11 protein-coding genes are annotated in these 12,719 nt (G+C 65.2%); 4 read left to right on the top strand and 7 right to left on the bottom strand.

Going from position 1 to position 12,719, the window contains the following annotated elements:
- Positions 1-237 precede the first annotated feature (237 nt).
- The 3 genes from GWK50_RS09000 to GWK50_RS08990 all read right to left on the bottom strand — a co-directional run bounded on the left by GWK50_RS09000 (position 238) and on the right by GWK50_RS08990 (position 4,573).
- Complete coding sequence (locus tag GWK50_RS09000) at positions 238-1,413, bottom strand: acetyl-CoA C-acyltransferase (protein WP_162016190.1); 1,176 nt, start codon at positions 1,411-1,413, stop codon at positions 238-240.
- Positions 1,414-1,446: 33 nt separating this feature from the next.
- Positions 1,447-3,546 (bottom strand): 3-hydroxyacyl-CoA dehydrogenase NAD-binding domain-containing protein, encoded by a 2,100-nt coding sequence (locus tag GWK50_RS08995; protein ID WP_162016189.1) that lies wholly within the window; start codon positions 3,544-3,546, stop codon positions 1,447-1,449.
- Positions 3,547-3,685: 139 nt separating this feature from the next.
- Positions 3,686-4,573 (bottom strand): helix-turn-helix transcriptional regulator, encoded by an 888-nt coding sequence (locus GWK50_RS08990; RefSeq protein WP_162016188.1) that lies wholly within the window; start codon positions 4,571-4,573, stop codon positions 3,686-3,688.
- 142 nt (positions 4,574-4,715) lie between these two features.
- On the opposite strand from GWK50_RS08990, the gene GWK50_RS08985 reads away from it, so the two are divergent.
- The 4 genes from GWK50_RS08985 to GWK50_RS08970 are packed head-to-tail and all read left to right on the top strand — an operon-like array spanning position 4,716 to position 8,908.
- Entirely contained in the window at positions 4,716-5,423 is a 708-nt protein-coding gene (locus GWK50_RS08985) for an ABC transporter ATP-binding protein (protein WP_162016187.1), read from the top strand.
- Positions 5,420-6,853: an FtsX-like permease family protein gene (locus tag GWK50_RS08980; RefSeq protein WP_162016186.1), complete on the top strand. Its 1,434-nt coding sequence runs from the start codon at positions 5,420-5,422 to the stop codon at positions 6,851-6,853. Before GWK50_RS08985 ends, GWK50_RS08980 begins: the two co-directional genes overlap by 4 nt.
- Positions 6,854-6,875: 22 nt before the next feature.
- On the top strand, positions 6,876-7,655 hold the full coding sequence (locus GWK50_RS08975; protein ID WP_162016185.1) for an outer membrane lipoprotein-sorting protein: 780 nt from the start codon (positions 6,876-6,878) through the stop codon (positions 7,653-7,655).
- A complete protein-coding gene (locus tag GWK50_RS08970; protein ID WP_162016184.1) occupies positions 7,652-8,908 on the top strand; it encodes a hypothetical protein in 1,257 nt (418 codons plus the stop codon). Before GWK50_RS08975 ends, GWK50_RS08970 begins: the two co-directional genes overlap by 4 nt.
- Positions 8,909-8,923: 15 nt before the next feature.
- On the opposite strand, the gene GWK50_RS08965 is transcribed toward GWK50_RS08970, so the two are convergent.
- The 4 genes from GWK50_RS08965 to GWK50_RS08950 are packed head-to-tail and all read right to left on the bottom strand — an operon-like array spanning position 8,924 to position 12,683.
- A complete protein-coding gene (locus GWK50_RS08965) occupies positions 8,924-9,619 on the bottom strand; it encodes an ABC transporter ATP-binding protein (protein WP_162016183.1) in 696 nt (231 codons plus the stop codon).
- A 1-nt stretch (position 9,620) separates the two neighbouring features.
- Positions 9,621-10,403 (bottom strand): ABC transporter ATP-binding protein, encoded by a 783-nt coding sequence (locus GWK50_RS08960; RefSeq protein ID WP_162016182.1) that lies wholly within the window; start codon positions 10,401-10,403, stop codon positions 9,621-9,623.
- Between the two features lie 2 nt (positions 10,404-10,405).
- Positions 10,406-11,725, bottom strand: a complete 1,320-nt coding sequence (locus tag GWK50_RS08955; protein WP_162016181.1) for a branched-chain amino acid ABC transporter permease — start codon at positions 11,723-11,725, stop codon at positions 10,406-10,408.
- A gap of 4 nt (positions 11,726-11,729) precedes the next feature.
- Positions 11,730-12,683, bottom strand: coding sequence for a branched-chain amino acid ABC transporter permease (locus GWK50_RS08950; protein ID WP_162016180.1), 954 nt, complete (start codon positions 12,681-12,683; stop codon positions 11,730-11,732).
- Positions 12,684-12,719 lie beyond the last annotated feature (36 nt).

Genomic DNA, 12,719 nt, shown 5'->3' with positions numbered 1-12,719 from the left:
GGCCAAGGGCCCATCTGCGTTGTTGCAGTGGCTTGACGTAACCCGTTATGCCTGCGCCTAGCAGCTGACCCCTTGGCCACTGGCTGAAAGTGCCAATCAGAGTGAAACACCACACTGAAGGGTTCGATTCCCTCCATCCGCTCCATCTGCTTTCTGATCACCCAATGAAACGCCCCGTGCAGACCCATCGGTCTGCACGGGGCGTTCTGTTGATGCACTCGGGCAGGGAATCGGTGCTTACAGCACTTCAAACACGCCCGCAGCGCCCATGCCACCGCCGATGCACATAGTCACGCACACGCGCTTGGCGCCGCGGCGCTTGCCTTCGATGAGGGCGTGGCCGGTGAGGCGCTGGCCGCTCATGCCGAAGGGGTGGCCCACGGCGATGGCGCCGCCGTTGACGTTGAGCTTGTCAGCGGGAATGCCCAGCTTGTCGCGGCAGTAGATCACCTGCACGGCAAAGGCTTCGTTCAGCTCCCACAGGTCGATGTCGTTCATCGTCAGGCCCAGGCGCTTGAGCACCTTGGGGATGGCGAACACGGGGCCGATGCCCATTTCGTCAGGCTCGCAGCCGGCCACGGCGAAGCCGAGGAAACGGCCCAGGGGCTTGAGGCCCTTCTTGGCGGCCAGGTCTTCGTGCATGACGACCACGGCGCCCGCGCCGTCGGACAGCTGGCTGGCGTTGCCGGCCGACACCAGGCCGCCGGGCAGTGCCGAGCGCAGGCCCTTGATGCCGTCATAGGTGGTGCCGGCGCGGATGCCTTCGTCCACGCTCACGGTCACCTCTTTGGTGGTCAGGCCCATGACCTTGTCGGCCACGCCCATGGTCACGGTGATGGGGGCGATTTCGTCGGTGAACAGGCCCTTTTCCAGCGCGGCGGTGGCCTTTTGCTGGCTGGCGGCGCCGTACTCGTCCATGGCCTCGCGGCTGATGCTGTAGCGTTTGGCGACCTGCTCGGCCGTCTGCAGCATGGGCCAGTAGACCTCGGGCTTGTTCTTCATGAGCCAAGTTTCCTGCAGCATGTGCTGGTTCATTTCCTGCGCGGTGCAGGAGATGACTTCCAGGCCGCCGGCCACGTAGATGTCGCCTTCATTGGCGATGATGCGCTGGGCGGCGGTGGCGATGGTCTGCAGGCCGGACGAGCAGAAGCGGTTGATGGTCATGCCCGACACGGTGACGGGGCAGCCGGCGCGCAGCGCGGCCTGGCGGGCGATGTTGGCGCCGCTGGCACCCTCAGGGGTGCCGCAGCCCATGATGACGTCGTCCACCTCGGCGGCCTCGATGCCTGCGCGCTGGATGGCGTGCTGGACCACGTGGCCACCCAGGGTGGCGCCGTGGGTCATGTTGAAGGCGCCCTTCCAGCTCTTGGTCAGGGGGGTGCGTGCGGTCGATACGATTACTGCGGAAGTCATGTGGTTTCCTTGTTCGGTGGTGTGGCTGCGCGCTTATTGGAAGGTCTTGCCCTCGGCGGCCAGCTTGGCCAGCAGCGGAGCGGGTTTCCAGAACGCGGCATCGTCCAGCGGGTTCTGCGCAAAGCGCTTCATGGCTTGCACGACGTTGAACAGACCGATCTCGTTGGCGTAGTTCAGCGGGCCGCCACGGTGCACCGGGAAGCCGTAGCCGTAGATGTACACAATGTCGATGTCGCTGGCCTTGTTGGCAATGCCCTCTTCCAGGATGTGGGCGGCCTCGTTGACCAGAGCGAACACCAGGCGCTGCACGATTTCTTCGTCCGAAATCTTGCGCGGGGTGATGCCCAGCGCTGCGCGGTGGTCGGCAATCATCTGCTCCACTTCGGCGTTGGGGATGGCGTCGCGCTTGCCGGGCACGTAGTCGTACCAGCCCTTGCCCACCTTCTGGCCAAAGCGGCCTTTTTCGCACAGCAGGTCGGCGGTCTTGCTGTACTTCATGTCGGGCTTCTCGGTATAGCGGCGCTTGCGGATGGCCCAGCCGATGTCGTTGCCCGCCAGGTCACCCATGCGGAACGGGCCCATGGCCATGCCGAACTTTTCCATGGCCTTGTCCACCTGCTGGGGCGTGCAGCCTTCGTCCAGCAGGAAACCGCCCTGGCGCCCATACTGCTCGATCATGCGGTTGCCGATGAAGCCATCGCACACGCCCGAAACCACGGCAACCTTCTTGATCTTCTTGGCCACAGCCATCACGGTGGCCATCACGTCCTTGGCGGTGGCTTCGCCACGCACCACTTCGAGCAGCTTCATCACGTTGGCGGGGCTGAAGAAGTGCAGGCCCACCACGTCCTGCGGACGCTGGGTGAAGTTGGCGATCTTGTTCACGTCCAGCGTGGAGGTGTTGGAGGCCAGGATGGCACCGGGCTTCATCACGGCGTCGAGCTGCTTGAACACCGCTTCCTTCACGCCCAGTTCCTCGAACACGGCCTCGATGACGAGGTCGGCGTCCTTCAGATCGGCGTAGTCCAGCGTGGTGGACAGCAAGGCCATGCGCTGTTCGTACTTGTCCTGCTTGAGCTTCTTCTTGGCCACCTGGGCTTCGTAATTCTTGCGGATGGTGGCGATGCCACGGTCCAGCGCCTCCTGCTTCATCTCCAGCATCTTGACGGGAATGCCGGCGTTCAGGAAGTTCATGGCAATGCCGCCGCCCATGGTGCCAGCGCCGATCACTGCCACGGCCTTGATGTCGCGCTTGGGGGTGTCGGAGGGCACGTCAGGGATCTTGCTCGCGGCGCGCTCGGCCAGGAACAGGTGGCGCAGCGAGCGCGACTCGGCCGTCCACATCAGGTTGATGAAGATCTCGCGCTCAACGGCCATGCCATCGGCAAACTTCTTCTTGGTCGCGGCCTCCACGGCGTCCACGCACTTGGCGGGCGCAGGGAAGTTCTTGCTCATGCCCTTGACCATGTTGCGCGCGAACTGGAAGTACGCATCACCCTCGGGGTGCTTGCAAGGCAGGTTGCGCACCAGCGGCAGCGGGCGCACGTCGGCCACGCTCTGCGCGAAGGCCAGGGCCTCGGCGGCCAGCGCTTCGGGCGAATCCACCAGCTTGTCGAACAGCTTTTGGCCCGGCAGCATGGCCAGCATTTCGCTCTTGATGGCTTCGCCGCTGACGATCATGTTCAGGGCCGCTTCCACGCCAATGACGCGGGGCAGACGCTGCGTGCCGCCCGCGCCGGGCAGGATGCCCAGCTTGACCTCGGGCAGCGCAATGCTGCAACCCGGTGCCGCCACACGGTAATGGCAACCCAGGGCCAGTTCCAGGCCGCCGCCCATGGCCACGCTGTGGATGGCCGCCACCACAGGCTTGCTGGCATTTTCAATGGCTGCAATCACGGAATTGAGATTGGGCTCCTGCATCGCCTTGTCGGTGCCGAACTCCTTGATGTCCGCCCCGCCAGAGAACGCCCCCCCGGCGCCGGTGATAACGATGGCCTTGACGGCGGCATCCTGCTGCGCCTTGTCCAGGCCGTCCACAATGCCCTGGCGGGTGGAAAGACCCAGGCCGTTGACAGGCGGATTGGCCAGCGTGATCACGGCGACGCTGCCGTGGACTTTGTATTCAGCGGTCATGCTGTTGTTCCTTGGAAAGTGGAAAAAGAACGGTCGTGCGATTTTTATTGTAGGGGCAGACCGCACTTTGACCAGAGGGCCATGTCTCTATTGGGACAAATGCCACCTGGCGACGCCCACACGCCCAGGGGCAAACGGCCTATTCCAAGGAGGCCCCAACCCCAAAAGCCCACAGCCGGTACGCCCAGAAGCTCTCCTCGCTCTGCATCAGGCGGTACAACTCGCCCGGTGCGTAGCCGGTGATGCGCCGGGACTCGCGGCACATGTGGGCCTGGTCGGCGTAGCCGCTGGCCTGGGCGATGTCGCCCCAATGCACGGCGCCGTCCTGGTGCGCCTGGGCGCCTTCGAAGAAGGCGCGCTCCGAGCGGCCCAGGCCGTGCAGGTTGCGCTGCGTTTGCCCGGTCCATTGCTTGATGCGGCGTTCTGCCTGGCGCAGGCTGCGGCCCAGGCCCGAGCTGGCGGCGCGCAGGGCCACGCTGCGCGACCAGTCGGTGAGCCGGTGGCTGTGCAGCGCCGATGCGGGCCGCGACTGCTGCCAGCGGGGCAGCAAGAAGGCTTCGACCAGGGCCACGCGCTGATCGTCGTTGTCGGCCCGCGCCACCTGGGCAAACAGGGCCTGCCAGTCGGCATCAAAGACTTCTTCGGCCGGGACGATGCGGTCCAGCAGCGCGGCCGTGTCCAGGCCCGTCATGTGCGCCAGCGCATCGGGCATGAGCAGCACCATGAAGGCATGCATGGGGCCGGGGTTCCAACTGACGGTGGGTCGGGTGAAGGGGCCGCACAGCGTGGCCGCAGCAATGGGCGCACGCGGGCTGTGGGGCAGTGGCGGCGCGCCGGGTTCCAGCACCTGGCATTCGCCCCGCAGGTACCACAGCAGCGCGCACGTAGGGGCCACCGGCATATGGTTGTAGCGCTGCGGCTCATCCAGCGCCACCGACAGCGTATCGCGCGCCATCACCCCGCGCACGCAGGACGCCAGGGCGCTGCGCGGCAGCCACAGCTCGGAGCGCGCATCGCTGTAGGTCATGGCGGGCTCACGGGGCCAGGGCGGGATTTTGTGAAAGTGGTGATAGGGGGCGCGCGCCGTGTGCGGCGGTGTCGCAATCATTCAATACACCCCAGGGGCTTGGTTTTTACGATAGGCGCCATGCATTGAAAAGGGAGTGTTCATGTATCCAGTGAGTTTACGCAACGTGGGCAAAACATACCGGCTGGACACCGTGACGGTTCCCGCCCTGAGCGCAGTGAGCATCGATATCCGGCCGGGCCGCTTCACCGTGCTGTGCGGCCCCTCGGGCAGTGGCAAGACCACGCTGCTCAACATGATGGGCTGCATCGACCGGCCCGATGCAGGCGAAATCCAGGTCGATGGCCAGGCCGTGCAGGCCATGACGGATGATGCGCTGTCGGACTTTCGCGCACGGCGCATCGGGTTCGTGTTCCAGAACTTCAACCTGCTGCCGGTACTGACCGCCTTTGAGAATGTGGAATACCCGCTGGTGCTGGCCGCAGTACCGGCTGCCCAACGCAAAGAGCGAGTGCGCACGCTCCTGGACGCCGTGGGCCTGGCAGACCGCGCAGGCAACCGCCCCGGCCAACTGTCGGGCGGGCAGCGCCAGCGCGTGGCCATTGCCCGGGCCCTGGCCACCGAACCGGCCTTGGTGCTGGCCGACGAGCCCACCGCCAACCTCGACAGCCAGACCGGCGCCGAGATCATTGCCCTGATGCGCCGCCTGCAGCGCGAGCGCGGGGCGAGCTTTGTGTTCTCGTCGCACGACCCCATGGTGCTGGCCCAGGCCGACGACGTGGTGCGCATCCGCGATGGCCGCATCGACGCCATCGAGCACCGGGACACCTGCGCGGAGGTGGCCGCATGAACCTCTGGATGCTCGCCCTGCGCAACCTGCTGCGCAACCGCCGCCGCTCCCTGGCCACCCTGCTGGCCATGGTGGTGGGGCTTACCGCCATCCTGCTGTTTGGCGGCTACCGTTCCAACATCCTGTATGGCATGGAGACCGGCTTTGTCCAGTTCAGCGGCCACCTGCAGGTGCAGCGGCGCGGCTATTTTGTGGATGGGGGCGACAACCCCACGGCCTACGGCATTGCGGGCTACCAGCGCGTCATCGATGCCATCAGCGGCGACACCGAACTGGCGCCCCTGCTGCGCGTGGTGACGCCCACACTGCAACTGGGCGGCATTGCGGGGCACATGGAGTCGGGGCACACGCGCTCGGTGCTGGCCCAGGGGCTGGTGGCACCAGACATCAACCGCCTGATGCAATGGAACGACTACGGCATGTTCAGCTACGCCCAGCCCCTGGCGCTGGAGGGCACGGCGCCCCATGCCGCCGTCATAGGCACCGGCGTGGCGCGCAAGCTGCAACTGTGCGCAGCGCTGCAAGTGCCACACTGCACCAATGCCAGCACCAATGCCAGCACCAATGCCTACACCAGCGCCCGCACTTCTGCAGCAGTGCAGGCGCCCGAAGCCCCCGCCGTGCCCGACGATGTGGCCGCGCTCTCGGCCCTGGAACGCAGCCCAGATGCCGAGCGCCCGCCCACCCGCATCGAAATGCTGGTTGCCACCGCCAAGGGTGCCCCCAATGTGGCCAGCCTGCAGGCCATCAAGGCCGTGAACCTGGGTATCAAGGCGATTGACGACATGTACCTGGCCATGCACCTGCCGCAAGCCCAGCGCCTGCTGTACGGCACGCAAGCACCCGAGGTCACGTCCATCGTGGTGCAACTGCAGCACACCGCGCAGATGCCTGCGGCCCGCGCACGGCTGCACGCCTTGCTGGCGCAGGACTTTGCCGCGCAAGACCTGGAGGTGCTGGACTTTCGCATGCTGAACCCGATGTTTGGGCAGACCGATGAGTTCATGGCCTCCATGTTCGGCTTCATCGCGCTGCTGATTGCGGTGATCGTGCTGTTCACCATTGCAAACACCATGGGCACGGCGGTGGTGGAGCGCACCGTGGAGATTGGCACCCTGCGAGCCATGGGCCAGCGCTGCAGCGGCATCCGCCGCCTGTTCCTGTGCGAAGCCCTGCTGCTGGGTGCGGCGGGCACGGTGCTGGGCCTGCTGGCCACGGCCGTGGTGGCCTGGGCCATCAACCACAGCGGCTGGACCTGGACGCCTCCGGGCTATTCGTATGCCTATCTGGTGCTGGTGCGGGTGTGGCAAGACCTGCCCTTGCTGGCAGGCAGCATCGTGGGCATGCTGGCGGTCACCCTGACCTCGGCCTGGTGGCCCGCACGGCGCGCAGCGCGCATGGACATCGTGGACGCGCTACGCCACGCCTGAAACCGTCAAATCAAGGCATACCATGCAACGACGTTCACTTTTGGCCCTCCCCCTGGCCGCACTGACCGCATGGCACCCCCATGCCTGGGCCGGACCCGATCCCCAGGCCGTTCTGGCGGCCAGTGATGCGATCCGCAACCCGGATTTTTCCTTTGGGTTGGTCAATACCCTGGTCGAATACCGCCAGGGTCGGCAGACCGACAGCAGCCAGCTCGCCGTGTACTCCCGGCCCGACGCGGTGGGCGGGCAATTCCGCAGTCTGGTGCGCTACCTGGCCCCGGCACGCGATGTGGGCAAGCTCATTCTCTACAACGGCAAGGACCTGTGGTTCTATGACCCTGCCAGCCAGGGCAGCATTCGCCTGTCACCCCAGCAGCGCCTGTTGGGCCAGGCGTCCAACGGCGATGTGGTGACCACCAACTTCGCACGCGACTACCGTGCCACCAATGCGGTGGAAGACACCACACAGGACGGTGACCGCAAGCCACGCCTGTGCCTGAAACTCGAGCTGCAAGCCCAGGGCCCCGACGCCCACTATCCGCGCGTCGAGATGTGGGTCGATGCCAGCAACCACCGGCCCGTCAAGGCACGCTTCTATGCCGACACGGGCGCCTTGCTCAAGACGGCGTACTACCGACGCTACGAAAACGCCTTTGGCACCGAGCGCCCCACGGAAACCGTGATCATCGACGGCCTGGACCCCAGTTGGGTCACGGTGATGCGTTACTCACAATGGGAACGCCGCGAGGTGCCGCAAGCCTGGCTGCAACGCGACTACCTGCCCCGCTTCCGGCCCGAATGATGCGCTGGATCGCCATTGTTCTACCGATGCTCTGCGGCTTGCCCGCGCTGGCAGACGACGCAGAGTCCGACGCACTGCAGCTGGCCGACGACACCCCGGCCGCCGCCACCGAAGCACGCCCCTGGCAGGCCCATGCCGAACTTGCTGCCGGGGCCGCCTGGCCGCAGACCGGTGCTGCTGCACAGCAGGACACCCGCATCAGCCTGGACTGGCGGCTGGAGCCCACAGCCAGCGGCCCCTGGCAACTGCGGGCTGCGGGTCGGCTGGATGTGCGCTCGCGCCCTGCACCCATGCAAGAACACACCGTGCACACCCTGAAGGACGCCGTGTTGGGCTACACAGCGAGCCCGCAGGTGCTGGTGGAGGCGGGGCGCATCCGGCTGCGCCAGGGGGTGGCGCTGGGCTACAACCCGACAGATTTTTTCCGTGATGGATCGGTGCGCTCGGAAGTGTCCATGGATCCCGCCAGCCTGCGCGAAAACCGCCAAGGCAGCGGCATGGTGCGCGTGCAGCAACTGGAGGCCGACGGCGCATGGCAGTTCGCCTATTCGCCTCGCATCGCGCAGCGCAAGCCAGCCCCGAGCGGTTGGCACCCGGACTGGGGCGCCACCAACCACCAGCACCGCGCGCTGCTGGCCTTTGCGCCCCGCTGGGGCGAATCCCTCATCGCCCAAGGACTGCTGCACCTGCGCCAGGGGTACCGTGCGCAATGGGGACTGAACCTTTCCGGACTGGTGGATCAGGCCACCGTGGCCCATCTGGAATGGGCTGCCGGCCAGGCCCGCACGCAGTGGCACGAGGCACTGGACCTGCCCGGCCCCCAGCGCTGGCGCCACCGGCTGGCAGCCGGTGCCACACACACCACCCGCCACAAACTCACGCTGACGGCAGAACTGCACTACAACGGCACGGCCCCAGGGCGCAGCGCCTGGCAGGCCCTGCGCGGCGAGCCGCTGCCCACCTACCTGCAGTACCGTGCCTGGAGCTTGCAGGCCCTGGAGCCCCCCACACGCTGGGCGCTGTTCTTCCATGCCACCTGGAAAGACGCGCTCATGCCCGGCCTGGACCTCAGCAGCCTGTGGCACCTGGACCGGGTGGACGCCAGCCGCCGCTTCTGGCTGGAAGCCCGGTACCGGGGCAAGGCGTTCGATGTGGCGCTGCAGTGGCAGCGCAACCATGGCGCCCCTCTGAGCCAGTTTGGTCTCTGGCCGACCGCACGGCGGTGGGAGCTCAGCGTGCGGCGCTATTTCTGACGTTGTACGGCCTCGTCAGACCTCCAGCCACTCCTTGCGCACGTAGCTGTTGGCGCGCAGTTCATCGGGGGTACCCTGGAACACAATGCTGCCATGGCCCATGACCAGGGTGCGGTCGGAGATGTCCATGGCGATGGTGAGCTTCTGCTCGATCAGCAACACCGACACGCCGCGGTCCTTGATTTTTTTCAGGTACTGGCCTACCAGCTCGACGATCTTGGGCGCCAAGCCCTCGGTGGGTTCGTCGATGATGATGAAGTCCGGGTCGCCCATGAGCGTGCGGCACAGGGTGAGCATCTGCTGCTCACCGCCCGACATGACTCCTGCCTCGATGTTGCGACGCTCCTTGAGGCGCGGGAACATGTCGTACATGTCGTCGAACGACCAGCGGCTGCCCTTGCCGCTGCCCTTCTGGCCCAGCAGCAGGTTCTGGTGCACCGTGAGGTTGGGAAACACGTCGCGGCTCTCGGGCACGTAGCCCAGGCCCAGGTGGGCAATTTCGTAGGCTTTTTTGCCGTTGAGGTTCTGGCCCTTCCATTGCAGGGTGCCCTCCCAGTCCACCAGGCCCATGATGGCCTTGGCAGTAGTGGAGCGGCCCGAGCCGTTGCGGCCCAGCAGGGCAACGATCTCGCCCGGCTGCACATCGAAGGTAACGCCATGCAGCACATGACTTTTGCCATAGTAGGCGTGAAGATTCTCAATATGCAGCATGTCAGTGTCCTCCCGCCTGCGCATCGGCCACGGCGGAGCCCAGGTAGGCCTCTTGCACGCGCTGGTTGGCGCGCACCTTCTCGGGGGTGTCAAAGGCAATCACCTCGCCATACACCACCACGGCGATCTTGTCGGCCAGGCCAAACACCACGCCCATGTCGTGCTCCACGGTCAGCAGCGTGCGGCCTTCGGTCACCTCCTTGATGAGGTGGATGAAGCGCGTGGTCTCGCTGCGGCTCATGCCGGCAGTGGGTTCGTCGAGCAGGATGACCCTGGCGCCACCGGCGATGGTGATGCCGATCTCCAGCGCGCGCTGCTCGGCGTAGGTGAGGTTGACCGCCAGCGTGTCGCGCTTTTTCTCCAGCTTGATCATCTCCATGAGCTGCTTGGCACGCTCGTTGGCGTCATCCAGCCCCGAGAGGAAGCGCAGGAAGGTGTACTTGTAGCCCATGCTCCAGAGCACACCGCAGCGCAGGTTCTCGAACACGCTGAGGTTGGGGAAGATGTTGGTGATCTGGAAGCTGCGCGAGAGGCCCATGCGGTTGATCTCGAAGGGCTTCTTGCCGTCGATGCGCTGGCCGCCCAGCAGCACCTCGCCGCTGGTGGGCGCGAAGCGCCCGCTGATGAGGTTGAACAGCGTGGACTTGCCCGCACCGTTGGGGCCGATGATGGCCACGCGCTCGCCCGCCTTCACGGCCAGGTTGGCGCCGCGGATGATTTCTGTCTTGCCGAAGCACTTGCGCAGGTCGCGCAGCTCCAGTGCATAAGTGGTGTCATGCGCCATGGTCACAGCGCCTCCCCACGCTTGATTTCATATTCAATCTGCTCCTGAATTTGCCCCCACTGGTGCCGGAACTGGCGTCGGCACAGTTCGAACATGCCCAGCCCGGTCAGCATCACAAAGGCGGCGCCAAACCAGCTGGTCAGCCCCTTGGCATTGATGGTGGCCCCCATGAAGGTCATCTCTGACCCCAAAGCCGCGTTGAGTTGCAGGTGGTAGGTCATCTCGACCATGCAGGCCGCGCCCAGCAAGGCCACCAGGGCGGTGCCGCCCAGGCCCAGGTACGACGGCCACAGGCGACCCAGCTTGCCGTACTTGGCCACGCGCAGGTTCATCATGATGAGGCTGGCCACGCCACCAGGGGCGTACATCACCATGAACAGGAACACCAGGCCCAGGTACAACAGCCAGGCCTTGGTCAGCTCGGACAGCAGCACCGAGGCCAGCACCAGCAGCACCGCGCCGATGATGGGGCCGAAGAAGAACGTGGCCCCACCCAGGAAGGTGAACAGCAGATAGCCACCCGAGCGGATCACGCTCACGCTGTCGGCGGCGGTGATGATCTCGAAGTTGATGGCCGTAAGCCCCCCGCCAATGCCGGCAAAGAACCCGGCGATGATGAAGGCGAGGTAGCGCACCTTTTGCGTGTTGTAGCCGATGAACTCAGCGCGCTCGGGGTTGTCGCGCACGGCATTGAGCATGCGGCCCAGCGGCGTGCCGGTGAAGGCAAACATGGCCGCCGTGCATACAAAGCAGTACACCGCGATCAGGTAGTACACCTGGATGCCCGGACCAAAGGTGATGCCGAAGAAGGACTGGCCGTACACCCGGTCGGTGGTGATGCCGCCCTCTCCGCCAAAGAACTCGGGGAACATCAGCGCCATGGCGGCCACCAGTTCTCCCACGCCCAAGGTGATCATGGCGAAGGTGGTGCTGGCCTTTTTGGTGGTGACGTAACCCAGCAAGATGGCAAAGAACATGCCTGCCAGCCCGCCGACCAAGGGAATCAGGACCAGCGGAATGGGCAGACTGCCCTTGCTGGCCAGGTTCATGGCGTGGATGGCGATGAACGAGCCCAGGCCGGTATAGACCGCATGGCCGAAACTCAGCATGCCGCCCTGCCCCAGCAGCATGTTGTAGCTCAGGCAGATGATGATGAGGTAGCCGATCTGCGAGAGCATGGTCAGCGCCAGGCTGCTGGTGAACAGGTGCGGTGCCACGATGAGCAGCAGCGCAAACATCCCCCAGATGACGATGCGGCCCACATTCCAGGGCTTGAAGCGGTAGTACGCCGTGGGCGTGGTGGTTGCAGTGTTGGAAGTCATGGCGTCAGTCCTCCCGCGTGCCCAGCAGGCCCTTGGGGCGGAAGATCAATATCAATACCAGGAACAGGTAGGGCAGGATCGGTGCCACCTGCGATACGGTGAGCTTGAGCACCGGCCAGCCAAAGGTTTCTTCGGTCACCGTCATGCCCAAGGCCTGCAGGCCGGTGGCCAGCGACTGGTCAATGGCCACGGCAAAGGTTTGCACCACGCCGATGAGCAGCGAGGCCAGAAAAGCGCCTGCCAGCGACCCCATGCCGCCGACCACGACCACCACGAAGATGATGGAACCCACCGAAGCCGCCATGGCAGGCTCGGTCACGTAGGTGTTGCCGCCGATCACGCCGGCCAGCCCGGCCAGCGCACAGCCACCGCCGAACACCAGCATGAAAACGCGCGGCACGTTGTGGCCCAGGGCCTGCACCATCTCGGGGTGCTTGAGTGCCGCCTGGATCACCAGGCCGATGCGGGTGCGCGTGAGCAGCAGCCATACGGACAGCAGCATCAGCAAGGCCACCAGCATGACGAAGGAACGCGATTTGGGAAACTGCGTGTTGAACAGCGTGAACAACGGCCCCTGCAGTTGCTCGGGCAGGCCATAAGGCACCGTCGAGCGGCCCCAGACAAGCTGCACCAGTTCCAGAATCAGGTACGACAGCCCGAACGTGACCAACAGCTCGGGCACATGGCCGAACTTGTGCACCCGGCGCAGGCTGTAGCGCTCGAACAGTGCCCCCAGCGCACCCACCGCCAGTGGCGCCAGCACCAACGCAGGCCAGAAGCCCACCAAGCCCGACAGCGTGTAGGCAAAGTAGGCCCCCAGCATGTAGAAGCTGGTGTGCGCAAAGTTGAGCACACCCATCATGCTGAAGATCAGCGTGAGGCCCGAGCTGAGCATGAACAGCAGCAGGCCGTAGCTCATGCCGTTGAGCATGGAGATGACAAAAAATTCAAGATTCATCGCAGTTACCGCTACACCGAGTCAAAAAAAGAGGCC

The sequence above is a fragment of the Acidovorax sp. 210-6 genome (assembly GCF_010020825.1).
Taxonomy (GTDB): domain Bacteria; phylum Pseudomonadota; class Gammaproteobacteria; order Burkholderiales; family Burkholderiaceae_C; genus Simplicispira; species Simplicispira sedimenti.
Note: the sequence above shows the minus strand (reverse complement) of the source record. Positions and strands in the feature narration are given on the sequence as shown.